General features: G+C 60.8%; 12 protein-coding genes. 5 read left to right on the plus strand and 7 right to left on the minus strand.

Annotated elements, in window-relative coordinates:
- Complete coding sequence (locus FCH38_RS17530; RefSeq protein ID WP_309574415.1) at positions 1 to 696, plus strand: cytochrome c3 family protein; 696 nt, start codon at positions 1 to 3, stop codon at positions 694 to 696.
- A 29-nt stretch (positions 697 to 725) separates the two neighbouring features.
- Here FCH38_RS17530 and FCH38_RS17535 read toward each other — a convergent pair whose 3' ends face one another.
- The gene (locus tag FCH38_RS17535; RefSeq protein WP_153515853.1) at positions 726 to 1,586 is read right to left on the minus strand and encodes a LysR substrate-binding domain-containing protein; all 861 of its coding nucleotides are present in this window, start codon (positions 1,584 to 1,586) and stop codon (positions 726 to 728) included.
- A 252-nt stretch (positions 1,587 to 1,838) separates the two neighbouring features.
- On the opposite strand from FCH38_RS17535, the gene FCH38_RS17540 reads away from it, so the two are divergent.
- The 3 genes from FCH38_RS17540 to FCH38_RS17550 all read left to right on the plus strand — a co-directional run bounded on the left by FCH38_RS17540 (position 1,839) and on the right by FCH38_RS17550 (position 10,962).
- Positions 1,839 to 7,793, plus strand: coding sequence for an Ig-like domain-containing protein (locus FCH38_RS17540; protein WP_174374546.1), 5,955 nt, complete (start codon positions 1,839 to 1,841; stop codon positions 7,791 to 7,793).
- Between the two features lie 110 nt (positions 7,794 to 7,903).
- Positions 7,904 to 9,655, plus strand: a complete 1,752-nt coding sequence (locus FCH38_RS17545) for a type I secretion system permease/ATPase (protein WP_174374547.1) — start codon at positions 7,904 to 7,906, stop codon at positions 9,653 to 9,655.
- 2 nt (positions 9,656 to 9,657) lie between these two features.
- Positions 9,658 to 10,962, plus strand: coding sequence for an HlyD family type I secretion periplasmic adaptor subunit (locus tag FCH38_RS17550; protein ID WP_174374548.1), 1,305 nt, complete (start codon positions 9,658 to 9,660; stop codon positions 10,960 to 10,962).
- A gap of 313 nt (positions 10,963 to 11,275) precedes the next feature.
- Here FCH38_RS17550 and FCH38_RS17555 read toward each other — a convergent pair whose 3' ends face one another.
- From FCH38_RS17555 to FCH38_RS17580, 6 genes are all read right to left on the minus strand, one after another.
- Positions 11,276 to 13,189 carry a PhoX family protein gene (locus FCH38_RS17555; RefSeq protein WP_174374549.1) on the minus strand — a complete coding sequence of 638 codons (1,914 nt, stop codon included), beginning with the start codon at positions 13,187 to 13,189 and terminating at the stop codon, positions 11,276 to 11,278.
- Positions 13,190 to 13,319: 130 nt separating this feature from the next.
- Positions 13,320 to 14,033: a 4'-phosphopantetheinyl transferase family protein gene (locus tag FCH38_RS17560; RefSeq protein WP_174374550.1), complete on the minus strand. Its 714-nt coding sequence runs from the start codon at positions 14,031 to 14,033 to the stop codon at positions 13,320 to 13,322.
- 28 nt (positions 14,034 to 14,061) lie between these two features.
- Positions 14,062 to 14,817 carry a 2,3-dihydro-2,3-dihydroxybenzoate dehydrogenase gene (gene dhbA / locus FCH38_RS17565; RefSeq protein WP_174374551.1) on the minus strand — a complete coding sequence of 252 codons (756 nt, stop codon included), beginning with the start codon at positions 14,815 to 14,817 and terminating at the stop codon, positions 14,062 to 14,064.
- Between the two features lie 13 nt (positions 14,818 to 14,830).
- Positions 14,831 to 15,700, minus strand: a complete 870-nt coding sequence (locus tag FCH38_RS17570; RefSeq protein WP_174374552.1) for an isochorismatase family protein — start codon at positions 15,698 to 15,700, stop codon at positions 14,831 to 14,833.
- A gap of 90 nt (positions 15,701 to 15,790) precedes the next feature.
- Entirely contained in the window at positions 15,791 to 17,416 is a 1,626-nt protein-coding gene (locus FCH38_RS17575; RefSeq protein ID WP_174374553.1) for a (2,3-dihydroxybenzoyl)adenylate synthase, read from the minus strand.
- 29 nt (positions 17,417 to 17,445) lie between these two features.
- Complete coding sequence (locus tag FCH38_RS17580; RefSeq protein WP_174374554.1) at positions 17,446 to 18,621, minus strand: isochorismate synthase; 1,176 nt, start codon at positions 18,619 to 18,621, stop codon at positions 17,446 to 17,448.
- 81 nt (positions 18,622 to 18,702) lie between these two features.
- On the opposite strand from FCH38_RS17580, the gene FCH38_RS17585 reads away from it, so the two are divergent.
- The gene (locus FCH38_RS17585) at positions 18,703 to 23,160 is read left to right on the plus strand and encodes an amino acid adenylation domain-containing protein (protein WP_174374555.1); all 4,458 of its coding nucleotides are present in this window, start codon (positions 18,703 to 18,705) and stop codon (positions 23,158 to 23,160) included.
- The last annotated feature ends 29 nt before the right edge of the window (positions 23,161 to 23,189 follow it).

Here is a 23,189-nt window from a genome sequence, read left to right on the forward strand (position 1 = left end):
ATCGCCCGAGTGAAAAAGCTCCTCGCCTGGCTATGGGCGGTCCTGACGACGCCGGCCGCCACGCTCAGCCTCGCCTTCCTCACGCTCGGCGGTTTCGTCGGCGGCGTCATGTTCTGGGGCGCCTTCAACACGGCGCTCGAAATGACCAACAAGGAAGCCTTCTGCATTTCCTGTCATGAGATGAGAGCAAATGTTTATGAGGAGCTGACCCGGACGGTGCATTTCTCCAACCGTTCCGGCGTGCGCGCCTCCTGCCCGGATTGTCATGTGCCGCATGAATGGACCGACAAGATTGCCCGCAAGATGCAGGCTTCCAAGGAGGTCTGGGGCAAGATTTTCGGCACCATCGATACGCGCAAGAAGTTTCTCGACCATCGCCTGGAGCTTGCACAGCATGAGTGGTCGCGCCTGAAAGCAAATGACAGCCTTGAATGCCGCAACTGCCACTCCTCCGCCGCCATGGACTTTACCAAACAGACGCAGCGTGCCGCAGACATCCATTCTAAATATCTGCTGACGGGCAAGGCCACCTGCATCGATTGCCACAAGGGCATCGCCCATGAATTGCCGAATATGGAAGGCATCGATCCCGGCTGGAAAATGCCGCCGGCGCTCAACGATGAACCGGGACAGACGGCGTCTGCGGTCGATGATCTGCGCCGCGCCATGAGCGATGTGCACCGGAACGTTTTCTGAGCATCAGGTGCGGGCATGGGAAGCCGGGGTCAGGCCCGTCCGGCTTCCTCGATGAACCGGCGCAATAGCGGCAGATGCCGTCTTTCGGCAAGGCAGACGGCGTATTCGTCGATCAGTTCGCGGGCATCGCCCAGAGGAACGAAGGAAAGCCGCGCATCGTGGCCGAATTCCAGATCGGCGACCACGCCGCATCCCACCCCGTTGGCAATCGCTTCCCGCACGCCTTCTCTGGAGGAGATTTCGATCACCGGCTGGATGGTGATGCCGTGATCGGCAAGGTTTTTTTCGAAGATTTCACGCGTGCGCGATCCGCGCTCTCGCATGACGAAGGACAGGCCTTCCAGTTCGGCCATAAGAACGTTCTGCCGCGCCGCCAGCGGATGCGAGACGGGGACGCATAGACCAAGCCGCATGCTGAGAAACTTGACGCCGTAAAGGCGCGGATCGTCGGGCGCTCGGGCGGTGATGGCGACATCGGCCCGGTAATCGATGATCTGCTCCACCACCCGTGCCGAATTGTCGACCGAAAGGGAAAAGGTCAGCTGCGGCCGCTCGGCCTTCAGCCGCGAAAGAATGGGAAGCGGCAGAATTGGGCCATCGGCTGCCACGCGTAAGTGCCCGCCCGCGGCACTTTCCCCACCGCGAAGGAGGGCTTTCGCCTCATTTTCCGCCTGGAACAGGCGCGCGGTGATTTCGAACAGGCGTTCGCCCTGCGGGCTAAGGCTTACCCCCCGCGGTTTTCTTTCCAGAAGGTTCACGCCGCTGATCGCCTCCAGTTCCCGCACATGGGCCGAAAGGGTGGACTGGCTTATCGCCATGTCCCGTGCAGCCTGGGAAAAACCACCCGATTGCGCGACGATATGAAAGGCCTTCAGCTGCGTGGTCGACATGGGGTCCTGTTCTGCCGCCGGTCGACACGACTGGCGTCGATGCGGAGTAATTATCGGTGAAAACGCTGACAACTCCATGACGCCTGCGGGATGACTTTATTAACCTCACTGCGAAACCGATGGCGGGCATGGGAAATCGCTATGGCGCGTTTACGATTTGTTAGGAATTCGTCATCGGCGCGTTAGTCGCTGTCCTTAATCGTGCCGGCATGGCCAAAGGGCCAACCCGTTTCACGCAAAAAGGTCAATGAGATGACGACACCTCAAAACTCGATCGCCAATCCCATCGAATCCTCTTCTGATTGGCTGCTGGCCATTCCTCGCCTGTCGCGCGAGCAGGGCATTCTCATTTCGCCGAACGGCATTGGCCTCGCGACCTCCTACAGCCTCGTTTACGACGCCTACTTCCCGACAGGCGGTTTTGCGGCGAACGGCGCCAAGTGGATACCCTTTCTGCAGACAGATCCCACCAATGCCAGCGACAACGATATTTTCGGCAAGACCGTCGGCATGGAACGCTACGGCCTCGGCACAAGCGGCGATTTCCGCGGCACGGCCAGGCTGGACGCCTGGAACCGTATCGGTCTGACGATCGAAAAAGACGCCAGCGGCGGCGTATCGATGAAGAAATACATTAACGGCGATTTCATCTCGGAACAGAAGATTGCCGCCTCCGGCGCGGGACGTTTCGCAATCGACCTCGCCAAGGGCTTCCTGATCTTCTCCGATGATAACGGGCAGACCTCTGCCGGTTACCTCAGCAATCTTCTCTTCTTGAAAGGCGCGCTGACGCAGGACGAGATGGCGGTCCTTGGCGGCGTCAAGGCGGGCGGTATTCTGCCGGATACGATGAGAGAGGCGGTTCTCGCCTCCGCCCCGCTTGAATTCCGGTTTACAGAGGGTTCTACCGCACCGGCCATTGGCGAGGGCGCCATCGGTGGCAAGAATGTAGAGCTTTCGACCACGACGGCAAAGGACGCTGGAATTCCGGCTGTCGGCGAACTGCCTGCGCCGGTCGATCCGGCCGCCGCCGCCAAGACCGCCGCCATCAAGGACATGATGGTGACGCCCGATGCGCAGAATGTCACGCTTGACCTTTCCAAGCATTTCTCCGGCGAAAACCTCACCTTTACCGTGCAGAACAGCAAGAACGAGATCCTCACCGCGGCGGTGACGGACGGAAACAAGCTGGTGCTCGACTTTTCGGCTCTCGGCCACTCCGACATCCGCGTGACGGCCACCGACGCCGCCGGCACAAGCGTTACGGACGACTTCCGCGTGCGTGTGGCAGGCCCCAATGCCTACACCATCGCCGTTTTTCCCGATACGCAGGACTATACGTCCAATGACGGCATCAAGCATGTATTCGGCGAAATGACGCAGTGGCTGATCGACAACCGCCAGAACCACAAGATCGTCTTCATGAGCCATGTGGGTGACGTCACCCAGAACAATCAGAGCGGCGAATGGGACATCGCCGAGGCGGCGCTGCGCAAGCTCGACGGCAAGCTTCCTTACGCGATCCTGCCCGGAAACCACGATCAGGCGAATGGCGGAAGTGCCGCCGACCATTCTTCCAACGAACTGGATCGCCGTTTCTCGGCGGAAAAGCAGGCCGCCACCAATCCCGGCGTCTTCGGTGGTGCTTACGATCAGGAGCAGGCTGCCGGGCGCAATACCTATAGCACCTTCACCGCTCCTGACGGCACCAAGTGGCTGTCGATCTCGCTCGAATTCGGCCCGCGCGACGACGTGATCCGCTGGGCGGGCGACGTGATCGAGAAATATCCCGACCATCGCGTCATGCTGGCGACGCATTCGCTGACGAGCTATGCGACGCGCCAGGACAATCTGGCCCTGCCGCTTTATGACGAAGGCGCCGGTTACGACTATGGCATGCGCACCGACCAGCGCGGCGCAAACGACGGCGAATATGTCGCCCGCATATTGCTGTCGCGTTATCCCAACATCGTCATGACCTTCTCCGGCCATATTTTCGGCGACGGCGCGGAAACGGACATCACCTACAACCAGTATGGCGAACCGGTCTTCCAGTTCCTCGTCAACTACCAGAACGGCGTGTCGCGCGAAATTACCGGCAATGGCGATCAGGACAAGGGTGACAATGGCGGTAACGGCGCGATGCGCCTGATCACAATCGATCCCGACAATAACCGCGTCACCACCGAAACCTATTTCACCGCCTTCGACGATTATCTCGACGGTTATCGCACCAAGCCGGAACTCGATCGCGACGGCCTGACCGGTTATTATCGCGGCCATCAGGAAGTGTTTGAGAATGTCTATGTCGGCAAGGGCACGGCGCGCGCCATGGCCGAGGCCGGGGACGACATCGTCGCCAACGCCACTGCTGGCGCGTCTTCCGCAAGCGTCGCGTTATCCGGTGCAAAGTCGCTGCTCGCGGGTGAGGTTCAGAGCTTCGTCTGGACCGACAAAAATGGCGATATCGTCGCCGAAGGCAAGGAAGCGGTGGCCGATCTCGCTCTCGGCAAGCACAAGCTGACCCTGACGGCAACGGATGTGAACGGCGTCAAGACCAGAGACACGGTCGATGTTCTGGTGCGCGGCGACCGCACTCTGCTTGTTGAAAACTTCAACGACGGCAAGGCCGACGGCTGGGCCACCGATTTCGGCGGCGCCGACGGCAATACCGGAGCTTTCCTGCTAAAAGGAACGGTATTTTCCCGGCCGACCGGCAGCGCCAATCTCGCCGCGCCGGAGGCCGCGCTTTTCGACCAGAGCGATGCGGTGGGCAACAAGCTCGTTTATACCGCCGCTCAGTCGGCTGGCTGGAGCGACTACGTGCTGGAGGCGACGCTCACTCAGCTCGATAACGATGCGATGGGCGTCTATTTCTTCTACAAGGATGCGAATAATTATTATCGCTTCGCCATGGACGGTGAAACAAACCGTCGCCAGCTGGTAAAGGTCGCCGATGGCAAGGCGGTTCTGCTCGCCGAGGTCAAAGAAGGCACGCCTTATAACACGGAAATCCCGCTGACGGTTGCCGTAGTTGGCGGTGCCATCAACATTTTCCTCGGTGACAAGAACGTGTTCGGCGGCCCCCTCATGGACGCGACCGCACCGCTTTCCGGCGGCACTATCGGCGTCTATTCCAGTGGCCAGCGCGCTTCGGTCTTTGACGATATCGTTGTCACCAGGGCCGTTACGACCGCAAAAGCGGGTATCGACCAAAGAGCCTATGACATCGATGGCGACGGCAAGGCTTCCGTCACGCTCGATGCGTCGGGTTCCTTTGGACCTGAGCAACTCACCGGATTCGTCTGGACGGACCTCAAGGGCAATGTCGTCGCAACCGGCAAGAAGGCCGATGTCGCCCTCGATGCCGGCGTCAACAAGCTGCTTCTGAAAGTGACCTCCGCCAATGGTTCCGTTTCGACGGATCGCATCGATGTCACGATCGTCGACCGGACGAAAATCCTGGTCGCCGAGGATTTCTCCTCGGCCGAGGCAATGGCGCGTTTCAAGGTTTTCGACGAGGGCGAACTCGGCGGTATCGGACCGGACGGCAAAGCGTCCGAATGGCTGGTCTCCGATGGCAAACTGCTTCAGACGACCGGACTTGCCAGCCGCGAACTGACGTGGACTGGAGCAACGGCGACAGACTACTGGCAGCGCGGCTGGAGCCCGCTTGGCGATGGCGTTAACGTCCTTCGTCTCGGCACCTACGCCCTGTTCAATGACCCGGCGGCGCTTGCCTGGACCGATTACGCCATTGAGGCGACAATCCAGACGCCAGACAAGGACGGTCTCGGCTTCCTGTTCCGCTACAAGGACAGCAAGAATTACTACAAGCTGGAACTGGATGCTGACGGCATTCTCGACCGCAGTCCAAGAAACGGCGCCGGCAGCATCTTCAACCTCGTGCGCATGAAGAACGGCATCGAGGAAATTCTGGCCCAGGTTCCGGGTAAATACGAACCCGGCCAAGCGATGAAACTGCGCGTCGAGGTCGTCGCCGACAAGATCACCGCCTTCCTCAATGACGAGGCCCTGTTCGCCTATCCGATCGGCGACCGCGAACTCGATGCTGGTACCTTCGGCCTTTATTCCTGGGGCAATGCCGGCCTGACCTTCGACAATCTGACTGTCGTCGACCTGAAATTCGGGCTTGATGCAGGCAATATCGTCAACGGTACCGATGGGCACGACTTACTTGAAGCCAAAACTGCCGACACGACGATCCTCGGCCGTGACGGCAATGATACGCTCCTCGGCTCAACAGGCGATGATCGTCTGGACGGTGGCAATGGTGACGATGCGCTGATTGGCGGCGCGGGCCGCGATGCGCTTTCCGGCGGTGCCGGCAATGACAAGCTCTGGGGCGATGCCGGCGACGACATGATTTCGGGTGGTCTTGGCGACGATTTCATCGAGGGTGGCCGTGGCAATGACCTGCTGATCGGTGGCGATGGATCGGACCTCTATCGTTACGGGCGCGGCGATGGTTCCGACACCATCTTCGAGGCTGCGCCGGCATCTCGGGCGACCGACATTCTTTACCTGCACGATATTGCCAGAAATGAAGCCGTTCTGCGCAAATATGGCCAGTCCGTCGAAATCGAACTGGCGGGCGGCGAAAAACTGTCGCTGCACAACCAGCTGGCGGATGGCGGTATAGAAATGCTGCGTTTCGCTGATGGTACAAACCTCAGCCGCGAGGCCATCGCCAAGGGCCTCGTGAACCGTGGTCCGGTCGCCGTGTCCGACACACTTGCCGCGATTGATGAGGATGCCGTGTCCTTCCTCATTCCGTTCAGCGCCCTGCTCGCGAATGACAAGGACGCCGATCTGGACGTATTGACAGTGGCTAGCGTTTTCAGTGTCGTTGGCGGAACTGCGGTTCTGGAAGAAACCGGCATCCGCTTTTCGGCAGCCGCCAATTTCAACGGCAAGGCATCTTTCAGCTACAAGATCGCTGACGGTCGCGACGGTTCCAGCGAAGCGACTGCGGCCTTCACCATCACGCCGGTCAATGACGCGCCTGTCGCCGCCTCGATCGCCGTGACTACCAACGAGGATATCGCCCTTAAAGGCAATATCGTCGCCTCCGACGTCGATGGCGACACACTTTCCTATGCCATCAAGACGGGCGCAAGTGCCTCGAAGGGCACTGTCGCGATGGATGCCGCAACCGGTGAATGGGCCTATACGCCGAACACAAATGTCAACGGAACCGACAGTTTCACGGTTGTCGTTTCGGATGGCAAGGGAGGTAGCGTCGAGAGCGTGGTGACCGTGACGGTCGCTCCGGTCAACGATGTGCCTGTTGCTGTTGCGGACAGGATTGCGCTGGCGGAAAAGGACAAGGCCGCTTTCGATCTCGTCGCCAACGACACCGACGTCGAAGGCGACCGTCTTGCACTCGTCAGCATCGCCGTGACGGCGGTTGCGGGCCTCGCCATAACCAATCAGCAGGCGGCTGCCGCCTTCTCGGTGGTGGACGGCAAGCTGGTTGTCGATCCTTCCTCCGCCTTTGCGGCGCTGGAGGATGGGCAGCTGGCGACCGTGACGCTCAGCTACACGGTTCGTGATGCAAATGGCGGCGAAGCCAAGGGCACCACGACGGTCACCGTGGACGGCTATACCGAATACAACATCGTTGAAGGCGGTAATGGCGACGACATGCTGATCGGGACCAGCCGCAAGGACATGCTCGAAGGCGGCGATGGTGACGACACGATGGTTGCCGGTGAAGGCAACGACATGGTGGATGCCGGAGCCGGTAACGACCGTGTTCTCGCCGGCGAGGGCAATGATGTGATCGACGGCGGCGCGGACAATGACGTGCTGATGGGCGGATCCGGTAACGACGTCATAAGCGGTGGAGCTGGAAACGACACGCTGAATGGCGGCGCAGGTGATGATACGCTGAGCGGTGGCACCGGCAATGATACCCTGACGGGTGGCAGCGGTGCCGACACCTTTATTTTCGCCGCCGGTAATGGTCGCGATGTCGTCACCGACTTCGAGGCCGGTGCCGAGGGCAAGGATGTCGTTCAGCTCTCGAAGGATGTCTTCGCGGACTACCAGACGCTCATCGCGTCCGGTTCCTTCACCAATGGGGAAAACGGCGCTGAGATTGCCTTCAACGATGGCTCTTCCATCACCTTCGCCAATGTGAAGACAGAACAATTCGCCATCGACGACTTCCGCTTCGCCTGAACCATGAAAGGCGCATCCGATCGGATGCGCCTTTTTTCGCTCGCAGGCATCTGTCACCGGTACGTTATCGCCGGCTGATATCGCCATCGCGATCTCAACGGATAGTAAAAATGCGTTTTCACTCTGCCAATAATAATGTTCGCCAGATCAAGGGTGTGTTCGCCGGCTGTGCCGGCGCTTTCATCGGCATTGGGCTGATGAGCGGTCTGGTCAATATTCTTTATCTCACCGGCTCGCTGTTCATGATGGAGGTCTATGACCGCGTCCTGCCAAGCCGCAGCCTGCCGACGCTGGTCGCCCTGTTCGGCATCGTCGTGGTTCTTTACGCGTTTCAAGGCTTGTTCGATGCCCTGCGTGGCCGTTTGCTGGTGCGGCTTTCCGATCGCCTCGATCAGGCGCTGTCATCGAAGATCTACGATGCGGTTCTCGGCCTTCAGCTGCGCTTGCCCGTCAGCGGCCGTCAGGCGCAGCCGCTTCGCGATCTTGATACGATCCGCTCGTTCCTGTCTGGCAGCGGGCCGCTTGCGTTGTTCGACCTGCCCTGGTTGCCATTTTACATTGCCATCTGTTTCGCCTTCCATTTCTGGCTCGGTGTTACCGCGCTTGCCGGCGCCGCCATCCTGACGATTTTCACGCTGATGACGGAGCTGGTGTCACGACGTCCGGTGGAGGAGGCGGCGCGCCACTCCGCCAAACGTAACCGACTGGCCGAAACCAGCCGCCGCAATGCTGATATTATTTCCGTCATGGGAATGGCTTCGCCACTACGCGAACGCTGGCAGGCGGATAACCGCGCCTATGTCCGCGAGCAGAGATCGGCAAGCGACGTTGCATCCGGTTTCGGCGTGGCGAGCAAGGTGCTGCGTATGCTGCTGCAATCCGGCATCCTGGCGGTCGGCGCCTGGCTCGTCATTAATGAGCAAGCGACGCCGGGCATCATCATTGCCGGTTCCATCCTGTCGGCAAGGGCGCTGGCGCCGGTCGATCTCGCCATCGCCAACTGGAAAGGTTTCATTGCCGCTCGGCAAAGCCGCCGACGTCTCGAAAAAACGTTGGCGCTGCTGCCGGAAGGGAACGCGCGCATGGATCTGCCCGCGCCGCACGCCCTTCTGTCGGTCGAGCGGGTCGGTGCAGTTCCGCCGGAAGCGGCCGAGCCGGTATTGCAGGACATTGTCTTTACGCTCGCCGCCGGAAGCGGCCTCGGTGTGATCGGTGCGAGCGGCTCCGGCAAGAGTTCGCTGGCGCGGCTTCTCGTCGGCCTCTGGCGGCCGTTCAAAGGCGCCATTCGGCTGGATGGTGCGACGCTGGACCAGTGGCCGGCCGAGGCGTTGGCCCGCCATATCGGCTACATGCCGCAATCTGTCGAACTGCTGGACGGCACAATCGCCGAAAATATCGCCTCCTTCGATCCGGAAGCGAGTTCGGAAAAGATCATCACGGCGGCGCGTGCGGCGCGAATTCACGATCTCGTTGTCAGCCTGCCGGACGGTTACTCCACCGAGGTCGGAGAAACCGGACGGCAATTGTCGGCGGGGCAGAAACAACGGATCGCCCTTGCGCGAGCGCTTTATGGTGAACCGTTTCTGGTCGTGCTCGACGAGCCGAATTCCAATCTCGATTCAGAGGGTGAGGATGCGCTGACCGCGGCCATTCTCGGGGTTCGCGAACGTGGCGGCGTGGCCGTCATCATTGCCCATCGTCCAAGCGCGCTTTTTGCCGTGGACAAGGTGTTGATGCTTGCCGACGGCCGCCAGCAGGCTTTCGGTCCGAAGGAGGAAGTGCTTGCCAAGGTGCTGCGCCCGCTTGGCGGCACGGCAGGCGCGCTCAAGGTCGTGCAGGCGGCGGAAACAGGAAAGGCTTGAAAATGGATGAATGGCAGACACTCAGGCGCTCGATCCACAATCACCTTGTTGTCGGAGGCCTTGGATTTCTGACCCTGACGGGCCTGTTCGGCGGTTGGGCGGTTGGCACGGAGATTGTCGGCGCGGTAATTGCGCAGGGATCGCTGGTGGTTGAAACCAGCCTCAAGAAAGTCCAGCATCCGGCGGGCGGCGTCGTCAGCGAACTGATGGTGCGCGACGGTGACCGGGTAAAGGCTGGCGATGTGGTGATGCGCATTGATGCGACAATGACGAAGGCCAATCTGGCCATCGTCGTCAAAAGCCTCGATCAATTTACCGCTCGCAAGGCGCGGCTTGAAACTGAGCGCGACCGAGCCGGTAGCGTGGTGTTTCCGCAGGCTTTGCTTGTCCGGGCCGATGATGCCGAGATTGCCGCGGCGATGAACGCGGAGCAGCGTCTTTATGAAACCCGCAAGGCCGTCCGTGAAAGCAAAAAAAGCCAGCTCGAACAGCGTGTGCGGCAGCTTCGTGATGAGATAACCGGCATGGAGGCTGAGCGGGCAGCAAATTTCCGCGAGCAAGGGATGGTCGATGAGGAATTGAACCGCTTTCGCTCCCTGCACGAAAGGGGCCTGATGGAAAGAAGCCGGCTCAGCACGCTGGAGCGTCAGGCAACGGATATCGAAGGCGATATCGGCCGGCTGATGGCGGGCATTGCCGGCGTCGAGGCGAAGATCAGTGAAACGGCACTGCAAATCCTTCAGGTTGATGAGCAATGGTCGGAAGAGGTCGGCTCGGACCTGCGTGAAATGGAAGCCCGCATCGGCGAATATGTCGAGCGGCGCGTGGCGGCTGAAGACCAGTTGAAACGTGTCGATATCATCGCGCCGCAGGATGGCGTCGTGCATCAGCTTTCGGTGCACACCGTCGGCGGTGTTGTGGCGCCCGGTGAGCCGATCATGATGATCGTACCGGAGGTCGACAAGCTGGTGGTTGAGGCCAAGGTTGCGCCGCAGGATATCGACCAGATCTATTATGGTCAGCTGACGAACCTGCGTTTCTCCGCCTTCAACCAGAAGACCACGCCGGAAATCACCGGAACGGTGGAGCGCATTTCCGCGGATGTGACGGTGGACCAGAGAACAGGTGCCAGCCACTACGTGGTGCGTGTCGCAACCTCTCCGGAGCAGATAAAGCGGCTTGGGGAATTCAGCCTGATGCCCGGCATGCCGGTGGAAGCCTTTATCACTACCGGTGAGAGAAGCGTTTTGTCGTATTTTCTCAAGCCTCTGCTCGATCAGGCTAACCGGACGTTCCGCGAGGTCTGACGGTTTGTGCGTCGGGTTATCGGCCGGCAGAAGCGCCGTGACGGGAAGGACAGGCGGCCAGCAGAGGTCTTGCCCATCCTTCCCGTAAACGGTTGGGATGAGGGTGAGCAGAAGCTCAGTGCCGACCTAACCGGCATTTCTTTCTGAAAACGATGCGGCTTGTGACGAAAAGCCGGCCACACAGGATTCCGAAAAAACGAAGCGTCGATATTACCCTCAAGAAAAACGCCGTGCATCCTTCAGGCGCACGGCGTTTTTTATCATAGAACCGGCTTTCCATTGTACGGGCAGCCGGTTCTTTTGTGCTTATGCGTCAGCCGATCTGCGCGTTGTCGTCACGCTTGATGGCGATGACGGCAGAGCGCGGCAGCTTGCCTTCGCCGTCCGGGAAGGGGGCGTCGGGGTGCTGGATGCCGACGAAGTGGGTGCGCTTGTCGCCGGACCATGTCTGGCCGGTGACTTCGGAACCCTTTGGCGCGGTCAGGAAGCGCTCGATGCGGCCGGTGGCCGGGTCGCCCGCCAGCATCTGGTTGTTGCCCTGGCCGGCGAAGTTGCCTTCGTTGCTGTCTTCACCGTCTGTCTGGATCCAGAGCAGGCCGGTACTGTCGAACATCATGCCGTCGGGCGAGTTGAACATGTTGCCTTCGTTGATGTTCGAGGAGCCGGCAAAGGCGTCCTTGTGAACGGAAGGGTTGCCGGCCATGCAGAACAGGTCCCACTTGAACTTTGCATCCGCGTGGTCGTCATTTTCCGGATACCAGCGCACGATCTGGCCATATTCGTTCTTCTCGCGCGGGTTGGCGGCATTGATTGCCATGGCGTCGCCGCCGGCATTCGCACGCAGCTTGCCGTCCTTCATTTCGCCGCGACGGCTGTTGTTGGTCAGCGCGCAATAGGCTTCGATGGCGACCGGGTTGATGGCGACCCATTCCGGGCGGTCCATGGTGGTCGCACCCACCTTGGAGGCGGCCTGACGGGTGAAGACGCAGATTTCGTCGATCTTCATGCCGGTGGTTTCAGGCGTGAGAGCCATCCACTCGCCAGCGCCGTCGTCGGAGAACTTGGCGACGTAGAGCGTGCCTTCGTCGAGCAGTTTGGAGGTATCGCCGCCCGGAACATAGATGCCGTTGGAGACGAATTTGTAGAGGAATTCGCCACGCTCGTCGTCACCCATGTAAACGACGACGCGGCCGTCACGGGCAATCACCACGGCGGCGTTTTCGTGCTTGATGCGGCCGAGCGCGGTGCGCTTGATCGGGGTGGAGGAGGCGTCCGAAGGATCGATCTCGACCACGTAACCGGCGCGGCGTGGTTCGTTCGGGTTCTTGGCAACGTCGAAACGTGCGTCGAATTTCTCATAGGCGTAGCGCGTCTCGGCGACGATGCCGTAACGCTTGTAGTCATCGGGCAACTTGAAGGCGGTATCGGCAGTGCCGAAATAGCCGTTGAAGTTCTCCTCGCAGGTGAGATAAGTGCCCCAGGGAGTGCGGCCGGCGCCGCAATTGTTGAAGGTCCCGAGACAGTCGACACCATCAGGATCGGCTGCGGTCTTGACGAGATCGGAGCCCGCGGCCGGGCCTGAAAGCTTCATCGGCGTGTTGTGGTGGATACGGCGGTTGAACGGGCTGTCGAGAACGATTTCCCAGCCCTCGTTGCCTTCCGCGACTTCCATGACGGTAACGCCCTGCAGGTTCTGCAGTATCTTCACGTCGTCGGCCGTCTTCGGGTTGCCCTTGTCCGTGTGCGGGAGGTTGATTTCCGGGTTTACGTATTCATGGTTGACGGCGATCAGCTGATGGGCGCCGACCATGAAGAGTTCCATGCCGTCGGTGTTTTCACCGAAGACCTTGTCGGAGTTTTCAACGCTGACAGCCTTGGCCGGGTCGAGATCGGGAACGTTGGAGAACAGCGGCTGGCCCCACTTGGCAGCCGGCTTCCAGCTATAGCCTTCCGGCACGTGAATGGTGTGGTCGGTGGCGGCGGCTACCGGCTTGAAGGGGAAGCGGCCGGCGGCGGCTTCCTGCGCTTCGGCCGAAGTGCTGGTCATCAGGTTGCCGAGCGTGCCCATGGCAGCTGCGGCCGAGCCGAAGGCCAGCACGCCACCGAGGAAACCGCGGCGGGAAATTGCGGTCTCGACCACGCGGTCGAAATCGGTTTCGGCCGGCGGCGGGTTTTGCAGTTCATCCCATTCGTCCCAGGACAGCTTGCTCGTATCGATGTCGGTCATGTCGTATCTCCACCGTTTGCATGTTTGGAATCATTCCAACAAGCTGCGTACCGCTTGAGTATTTCACACGGATGACGGGAGGAGTGGCTTTAAATATGAGATTATGAGAACAGAATTTGCCATTTTTCCCTCATTGCGGGAGAAGGACGCGCGTAAGCAGGAGGCCGTCGAAATGGCCAAAGCGGAAGGAAATCTCAGTTCCCTCACGCCAATTGCCGGTGAGGTCGGCGGTCAGTCGAAGTGAGCCCGAGCCATCGGCATCGTAAGCGGATAATTCGGCCGCCTCAAAAAAGAAAAGCCGCTTCACAGTTGGATAAAGCGCCTTGAACAGGCTTTCCTTGGCTGAAAAAATCAGCCCGGTCATGAAGGGATCAATGCCTTTTCCTAGCTTGTGACGCTCATTCGCCGTCAAAGCCTGTGGGGCGATATCGCGGGCTTCCTCTTCGGTCAAAAGCTTTTCGATATCGATGCCGATGCCACAGAAGCGGCTGTTGGAGCCAGCAAGGGCAATCGCCCGGTCGCGGCTGTGGGAAATCGCGCCGACCACGCCTTCGGGCCAAATCGGCGCGCGGTCCTCTCCCATGCCTGGAAAAATGGGCCGGCCGGTGAGATGGCGTATGGCTTCCGCCGCGCATCTACGCCCGGCGATGAATTCCGCCCTGCGTCGGGCCGCAGCGTGCAAAAGCTGCGGCGGCAAGGGAGGGACCTCGCCGCAGCAACCTTCGTCGTCGCTGTAACGAAGGGTGAGGCAATGGCAATCGCATCTGTCGCCCGGCCAAGGCCAGATGGCCTCGGGTGGATCGCCGGAGGCGGCTTTGCGATGAAACGCTGTTGCGATGGCCATGTCCGTCACCCTCATCCAGCGGCCGAGGTCAGGCGGCGAGCGTTGCGCCGCCGTCGACCACGATCTGCTGCATCGTCACGTGGCCAGCCTGATCGGAGGCGAGAAACAGCACCGCATCGGCAATATCGTCCGGCCTTGCGATCTTGCCGAGTGGAATGCCAAGCTTGAACTGCTCCGGCAAGCCGGCAACCAGCCGCTCCTTGCCGTCGGGATTGTTCAGCATACCGGCCAGCATCGGCGTATCGGTGGAGCCGGGTGAGACCACGTTGCAGCGCACGCCATAGGGTGCAAGCTCAAGGGCGGCGCAATGGCTGAGGCTGACCAGCGCCGCTTTGGAAGCGCAATAGGTCAGCATGCCGATGCGCGGTACCACGGCGGCATTGGAGCCGACATTGACGATCGCGCCACGCCGCTGCCGCTTGAAGATGCCGCTCCATTGCCGCAGCAGATAGAACGGGCCTGCGGCATTGACATCCATGCAGGCTTTCCAGTCTTCCGGCGTCAGGCTTTCGCTGTCGCCGAGCCGCAAAATGCCTGCGGCATTGACGAGAATATCAAGACCGCCCCATTCGCTTTCGATTGCCTTGCATACTCTCTCCACCGCCGCAGCGTCGGTGATATCGAGGGTAATCTGGCGGAAGGAGGCTTCCGTTGTGTCGGCCAGAAGATCGAGGCCGATAACCTCGGCCCCTTCCTCGATGAAACGTTCGGCGATGCGGCGGCCGATGCCTTGGGCCGTGCCTGTCACCAGCACACGCCGCCCGGTAAATCTCTGTTGCGTCATTTTTTCCGTCCGCTCAGGCTGCAAGCCGCTTTTCTTCGATCAGCGCCCACCAGGCGGAAAGTGTGGGCACACGCGCAAGCTCATCAAAGCCGACGGTGACGCCGCGTTCCTTCAACTCGCCGGCAAGCTTCATGACCTGCAGCGAGTCCAGCCCGTAGAAGATCAGGTTCTCATCCGGGTCGATCTCACTTTCGTCCTCCACCATTTGCAGAACGCGGGCTTTCAGCCAATCGCGGGTGTCTGTGGCCTGCCCGGTGCCGGTGAGGCGTGCGGTGTCGATCACCACGCCGCAACGTGTCGCTACATATTGCAGCGCCATGCGATGTTCGGCTTCCGAAAAATCGGCAACCCCGTCGCCGATCATGAAGGGCTGGATATCCTTCATGAAAGCTTCCACCGCCGTCATCATGCAGCCGATATGGGCGTAAACGCCGCCGACGATGATCTGGTCGCGGCCCCAGCCTTTCATGCGTTCAGTAAGATCGGAACGCTGGAAGGCGCTGTAGCGCCACTTGGTCAGCACCACGTCATCAGGTGTCGGGGCGAGCTTATCCACCACCTTCTGCAGTTCCGGGTCGACGACGGTGAGGCCCGGTCCCCACATGTCGTTCAGGAGCGCCCGGTCGCCCGGCGGCTGGTCATGCGGTTGAGCCGTGTAGATGACCGGTACGCCGTTCTGAACCGCCCAGGCCTTCACCTTCGCGAGATTGTCTATGAGGGTCGTCATCAGCTTGCCGTCGGCCTCGTAAAACCGCAGGAAATAACGCTGCATGTCGTGAATGAGCAGCACGGCGCGCTTGGCATCGGGCTGCCATTTTGTCTTGTTGGCCGGAAAGCTCGTGGCAACCGGCATCGGATAATCGGAAATAGTAGGGATCGTCATGAAGACCTCGGTGGTTTGGCGCGCCGGGCGGCGCGTAATCTTGTGGTTTGGGGACGCCCTGTTGAGCGTCCCTTTCGATATGAGCGCGTGTCAGGCACTGACGGCGACGGGTGCCGCAAGCAGGTCGCGCAGGTGTTTCTTGTCGATCTTGCCGACGGCGGTGAGCGGCATTGCGTCGATGAAACGCACCCGGTCCGGCAGCTTGTAATCCGCGACGCCGAGAGCGGCGAGATGCTGGCGGATGGCCGGCGCTTTCAGCGTGGGATTGCGCGAGACGACGAAGACGCAGCTTTTCTCACCGAGAAGTTCGTCCTGCATCGCCACCAGCGCGGCATGCGTCACATCAGGGTGCCGCAGGATCAGGTTTTCCACCTCTTCCGAGGCAACTTTTTCGCCGCCGCGGTTGATCTGGTCCTTCACCCGGCCGACGACCCGCAGATAACCTTCGGGCGTGCGCTGCACGACATCGCCGGAGTAATAGAAGCCCTGTTTGTCGAAGACCCGGGCACTGTGCTCGGCGGCGCGGTAATAACCCTGGAACGTATAGGGGCCGCGGGTTGCCAGCATGCCGGCTTCGCCTTCGGGCACATCGTTGCCATCCTCGTCGACAATGCGGATTTCGTCATCCGGGCTGATCGGCCGCCCTTGAGTGGTGAAGACGAGATGGTCGGGATCACCGGCGCGGGTGTAGTTCACCAGACCTTCCGCCATGCCGAAGACCTGCTGCAGCGCGCACCCCAGCACTTCCGGCACCTGGCGGGCCAGCGCTTCGGCGAAGCTTGCGCCGCCAACCTGCAACAGCCTGAGAGATTTCAGCCTTTGGCGATGTGCGGGTGCTGCCTGCAACCACAACGCCACGGCCGGCGGTACCAGCGGCACCATGTCGATGCCGTGTTTTTCGATGAGATCGAAGCAGGCAAGCGGTTCCGGATTGGCCGCCATGACCACCGTGCCGCCGGCGTGAAAGACGCCGAGCGCGCCGGGTGAACTCATCGGGTAATTATGAGCCACCGGAATGGCGCAAAGAAAACGGGTCTGCGGCGAAAGTTCGCAAATCTCCGCGCTGGCCCGGGCGCTGTAATCATAGTCGTTATGCGTCCGGGGGATCAGTTTCGGCGTTCCGGTGCTGCCGCCGGAGAGCTGGAACAGCGCCACCTCGTCTGCCGCCGAAGGGGCGTAGGCCGGCGGATTATCCGCAGGCGCGGCAAGCATCGGTTCAAGGCTGCGCTGCGGCTCCGTCGCGCCCAGCAACAGGGTCAGGGAGAGCTGCGGAGAGGTAGCCTTAAGCCCGTCCAGAAACGCGTCATTGGCGAAAAGCTCATGGCTGCGCGAGGCAATCATCAGTTTGGGCGCGATCTGTTCCGCATAGGAGGTCATTTCCAGCCGGCGATGGCTGAAGAGTGCGTTGACGGGTGCCGCGCCGATTTTGATCAGTGCAAAAAAGACGAGATAAAACTCGGCGATGTTGGGCAATTGCACAAGCGCAGTATCGCCCTTGCCGATGCCTGCCGCCGCAAGATGGCCGGCGAGATTGGAGGATTGCCGGTCGAGTTCGGCATAGGTGAAGCGGCGCTCACCGCAGATCAGCGCCGTCGCATCCGGCTGGCGCTGCACCTGTTCGGTGAGGATGCGGCTCAATGGCCTGTCGATCCAATAGCCGCGCTCGCGGTATCGGCGCGCCAGATCGTCGGGCCAGCGTTCAAATTCGATTGTCATGGTTTGTCCCTGGAAAAATTCGGTCGCGCTCAGGCGGAAAGACCGCAGGCGTTCAGCATGGTTTTGAGCTTGGTCTGCACTTCTGCCCATTCGGATTCGGGTTCCGAGGCCTCCACGATGCCGGCACCGGCGAAAAGCCGCACGGTCTGGCGCTGCACGGTGCCGCAGCGGATCGTCACTACCCATTCGCCGTTACCCTGCGCATCCGTCCAGCCGACCATGCCGGTGAACAGGCCACGCTCGAAGGGTTCAACGAAACGGATGAGACGATGGGCGCGCTCGGTCGGGAAACCGCAAACGGCCGGTGTCGGGTGCAGCAGGCACGCCAGTTGCAGCGCGTTGGTTTCGGGATCGGCAAGACGGCCTTCTATGCGCGTGGAAAGATGCCAGAGCGCGGCCGTATTGATGAGGGATGGTTTTTCCGGAACGTCGAGTTCCGCGCAGCATGGCGAAAGCAGCGAGCGGATATCCTCGATCACCAGACTATGCTCGTAATGGTCTTTTTCCGACGCCGAAAGCCGGTCCGCATTGGCCTTGTCCGCCACCGGGTCGGTCATGCGTTTTGCCGATCCGGCCAAGGGGTTCGAGATGATCTTCTCACCCTGCTTGCGGATGAGCAGTTCCGGGCTGACGCCGATCAGGTCGCCGCCATCCGGAAGCGGAATACGGAACTGGTAACCCTCGCGATTCTGCTTGGCGAGGCTGGCCAGCAATCTTTCCACATTGACCTCGGAGGCGAAGGTCAGTTCACGCATGACGGAAAGCACCGCCTTGCGCACTTCGGAATGGCGGAAATTGATGATGGCATGCTCGACGGCATGTTTGAAACCGGCCTCGTCCGGCAGGCTGTTCTGGCCGACAAGCGCCGGCATGGCCGAATCAGTGGCAATCGGAACCGCTTCGCGCGGACTCCACTCATAGTTGTTGGGGATGTAAAGGCATGATGGTTCGCTGACATCGAAGGGGATTGCGCCGATAGCGATCGGATTGTCCTGTCCAGCCCGATGCGCCCGTTCGAAAGCGCCCTTAATCGCCTGCTGCAAAGGGCTTGCCATGTCTTCGCCACCGCGGGCGGGAAGGGTTATCCTTTCGCGAATACCTTCGGCCCGCAATTGTCCCGTGCCGGAGGTGAACAAAAATTCTCTATTAAAATCAGTAATTTCGTCGGATTCGACGTCATTCGTCCTGAGTGCTCCCGTTTTCATGGGATGCCTCCTGTTCGAGTGGTTGACGATGGCTTATACTTGATTATGATAATCATGTTTTGTCAATCGGTGCAAACTCACATGCTAAATTTAACCCCGATGCAGGTAGCCTATTGGGTCGGCCGAGAGGCGGATGGGATACTCGGAAAAGTTACGCCCCATCTCTATCTCGAGTTCGAGGGGCGGGCGTTTGACGTGGAAAAACTGGTTGTTGCGGTCGAAAAGCTTTGCCGGCGTCACCCCATGCTGAGCCTCAGGATCGATGCTGAAGGGCGTCAATCCGTCGACCCTCTGGGCCGGCCGCTGCGCCTTGATGTGGAGAACCTGACCGCCCTCGATTCGGAGGCGCTGGCGCACCGGCTCGAGGCAAAGCGGCGGGACTGGAGCCATCGGCAAACGGATCTGCGCATCGCATCACCGGCGGCGATCTCGCTCAGCCTGTTGCCGCAGGGACGCAGCCGGTTGCATGTGGATACCGACATGCTGGCGGTTGATCCGGCCAGTGTGCGGATCGTGATGGAGGAGCTCGCCCGGCTTTACGAAGAGGGCGAAGGCAAAGACGAAACCTCGCTTTCTGGAGAGGCGGCACCATCCTTTTTCGACTGGGCGGAGCGTCTCGCATCCGATCGGGACCAGAGGACCCTGCGTGATAGGGACCGATCGTGGTGGCGACAGCATATTGCGGATATTCCCGATGCGCCGCCGCTGCCGTTCTTGCCGGAAAACGCCACCCGCGCTGTTCACACGGATCGCTTTGCCACCACGCTTTCAGCGGCCGAACGAGGCAGTCTGGAACAGGCGGCGCGGCGTTGCTCGGTGACGACATCGGCCCTGCTGCTCGGTGTTTTCGCCGTGGCATTGTCGCAGGCGACACAGGCGCAAAAGTTCAGGCTTTCCGTGCCGGCTTTCTGGCGCGCGCCGCTGGTGGAAGGGGTCGATGGCATTGTCGGCGAATTTTCCAATGTGCTGGTGCTTGGCGTCGATATCAGGCCGAATGAAAGCCTCGAAGCGCTGCTCCGGCGGCTGTTTAACGAGATGAACGACCTTCTTGCCCATCAAGCCTATCCGGGCGTCAGCGTCATGCGTGACCTCTCCCGTCTGCGCGGCGGTTTGCAGACCTCGCCAATCGTCTTTACCGCCGGTGTCGATCTGGCGGGAGGAGAGCTGTTTTCTGAAAAGGTTGGGCGGGTGTTCGGTCAGATGGTCCACACCGTCTCGCAGGGGCCGGGGGTCGCGCTGGATGCGCAGGTCGCGGCGGTGGATGGCGGATTGCTGATCAACTGGGATGTGCGGCTCGACGCCTTGCCGGAACGCTGGCTCCGCGTCCTGTTCGACACCTACACTGCCCTTCTTCGCCAACTGGCTGCCAGCCCCGATCTCATCTCCGCGAATGCGGAGCGATTCGGTGCACAGGTGTCGAAAGCCACAGCCGAAACAAAAGGAAAACTGATGGAACGCCCGCTCTCGCCCCTGCAACAGGCCTATCTTCTTGGTCGTGGCACCCATCTGCCGCTCAGTGGCGTGGCGATGCAGGAGTTTCGCGAATATCGCGGCAGCATCGATCCGGCGCTGCTTCAATCGCGTCTCGCCACAATGGTGAAGCGACATGAGAGCCTGCGCACCCGCATCGACGAGCGGCGTCTGTTGCAGGTCGTCAGCGACGAGCTGAAGATCAACCTTGATATTGTTGATCTTTCCGCCCTGTCTCCCACCGAAGCGGAAGCGCGGATGGACGCCGTGCGCCGTGATTTTTCTCATGCCCATTTTGATCTTGCCGCCTCTCCCTGGCAGGTGACGGTCTTCCGCCTGCCGGCACGTGAGGCAACGGCTGACCGTGTCGTGGCCTTCCTGCGTTTTGATGCGCTTATCCTCGACGGTCGGGCCATCGCCAGCCTGGCGGCGGAACTTTTCGACGGCGTTCTGCCTTTGGAGACCGCCACGGTGGCAGCCACGCCGCAGGCGGATATCGCGGCGGCTCGTGCCGAGGACGCCGCCTATTGGGCTGACAAGCTGAAGGATGCCGAGGTACCCTTGCAACTGCCGTGGAAGGCCGCGCTCGAAACCATTTCCGTTTCCCGCTACAGCCGCCAAAGCCTGACGGTGGAAAAGCAGCGCTTCGCCGCCTTTTCACGCATCGGCGCAAAAGAGCGGCTGTTCAAGAATTCGGCGCTGACGGCGGTAATCCTCGATGTGCTGTCGCTGTGGCTTAACGAGGGGGCGCTTGTTGTCGGCATTCCCGTTGCGCCGCAGGTGGAAGGGGCTTTTGCCAATCGCTCAAGCTTCATCGCGGTCAAATGGGATGGAGCCAAGGGCGAGTTTGCCGAGCGGGCCGCGGGGCTGCAGACGGATGTACTGGAAGGGCTGAACCACCTCGCTTTTTCCGGTATCGATCTTAATCGCGTGCTTCTCAACGCCAATGCGGGCGGGCTCGCTTTGCCTGTTGTCATCACCAATGGCCTAACTTGGCCGACGCTGTCGCCCGAATCGGCCATGCGCTGGACGGACGGTCTCACGCAGACGCCGCAGGTGGCGCTGGATTTCCGCTTTTCGCAAAATCCGCAGGGTGATCTCGTCCTCGATATCGACTATGCGGAAGAGGCGATCGATGCCGCGATGGTCGGGAATATTCTCGCTGCCATCGAGCGCACGATTGCCGCGATCACGGATAACGGCGCTTACGCTTTCAATGCATGCGATATTGTCGACCTGTCCCATTATCGGCTGAATAGCGACGAGCGGAGTTTCGTCTGCCCGCCATTTCTGGAACGGATCGCCGCGCATCTTTTCGAGGGTGACCCGTCGCGCACCGCGCTCGTCAGCGGCAAAAGGCGCATCTCCTACGGCGAACTCGGTGAGATAATGGCCGGGGCGATAGCGGGCTTCAAAGCCCGTGGTATCGGTCGGGGAGATGTCGTGGCGGTGTGCCTGCCGCGCAGTCCTGAGCATACGGCTATCACACTCGCCGCAGCACTTATGGGGGCTATCTGGGTACCGGTCGATGCCGGCTCGCCGGAAGACCGGCTGCGCTATCTGCTGACCAATTGCCGCCCGGCCATCATCGTTGCCCGCAGCGTTCCGCAGGGCTTCGAGGCCGTCGATCCGGCGGTGCTTCTCGCCACGCCCGCACCGGCGGGAACGCCTGTTGCCCTGGCGGAACTGGCGGCGCTGTCCCGCAGCGAAGCGCCAGCTTATTATCTCTACACGTCAGGCACCACCGGCAAGCCGAAATGCGTCGTGCTTTCCAACCGCGCCACCGCCAATGTCATCGGCAGCACGCTTGCTGAATGGGCGGTGACGGAAAAAGACGTGTTCATTTCGGTCACGCCGCTGCACCACGATATGTCGGTCTTCGATGTTTTCGGCGCGCTGGTCGCAGGCGCGACTCTGGTGCTGCCGGAACCCGGCGAAGAAAAGGATGCGGTGCGCTGGAACGAATTGGTGGCCGAATATGGCGTGACGCTCTGGTGCTCGGTGCCGGCCATCCTTGAAATGCTGCTGTCCTGCCGCCGTGGCGACCAGCTTGCTTCACTCCGGCTCGTGGCGCAGGGCGGCGATTACATCAAGCCTGTCATCATCGAAGAGTTGCGCCGGCTGAAGCCCGATCTGCGGCTGATATCGCTCGGCGGCCCGACTGAAACGACGATCTGGAGTATCTGGCACGAGATCGTTGCGGAGGATGTCGCGGCCATCCCCTATGGCCATCCCCTGCCAGCCAATCGTTATTTCATCCTCAACGATCAGGGCCAGCATTGCCCGGCCGGTGTCGTCGGCCGCATCCATACGGTCGGCGTGAATGTGGCGATCGGTTATCTGGAGGACGGCGCCATCACCCAGACGGATTTCGTCACGGTGACTGATCCCGAAGGCAAGCCGGTGCGCACCTTCCGTACCGGCGACCGGGGGCGCTACCGGCCGGATGGCAAGATCATGTTTGCAAGCCGGGTCAATGGCTACGTCAAGGTGCGCGGTGTGCGCGTCTCGCTGCCGGATGTGGAAAACGAACTCATCCGCCATCCCGCCATCCAGCGGGTGCTGGTGGTGGATTATGGCGTCGAGCAAAAGGGCGAGGCCGCCATTGGCGTGCTTTATGTCACCGCGCCCGGCCTTGAACTCTCCAGCGCTGATCTGCGCAATTTCGCCCGCAGCCATCTGCCGGAATCGCATGTGCCTGGCCGGTTCCTCAAGGTTGATGATCTGCCGCTTTCGGCCAATGGCAAGCCGGATCGCCGCCGGGCGCGGGAGTTGCTGATGGCGGCGGCAGGCGGTGTGGAACCGGTAAAAATCTCCGTACCTGCGGTTACCGCCGTTGATCAGGGCGACCGCCGGGTGCTGGATATCTATCTCGGTGTGCTGGGCAAAAAATCGGCGATGGTGGATGCAGGCAGCGACCTGCTCGCGCTTGGCCTCCTGCCATCGCATCTGAAGGCCGTTTCGGCAGAAATCCGCACCGCCTTCGGCGTTGAACTGACGCCGCAGCAGCTTCTGCGGTGCCGCAACGCCAGGCAGGTGACTTCGCTTCTGGCTGCGAAGGCGGCGTGATCCCAACCATTTCGGGCGGTGTCCCACAA

Source organism: Agrobacterium tumefaciens (assembly GCF_013337285.1).
Lineage (GTDB): Bacteria > Pseudomonadota > Alphaproteobacteria > Rhizobiales > Rhizobiaceae > Agrobacterium > Agrobacterium burrii.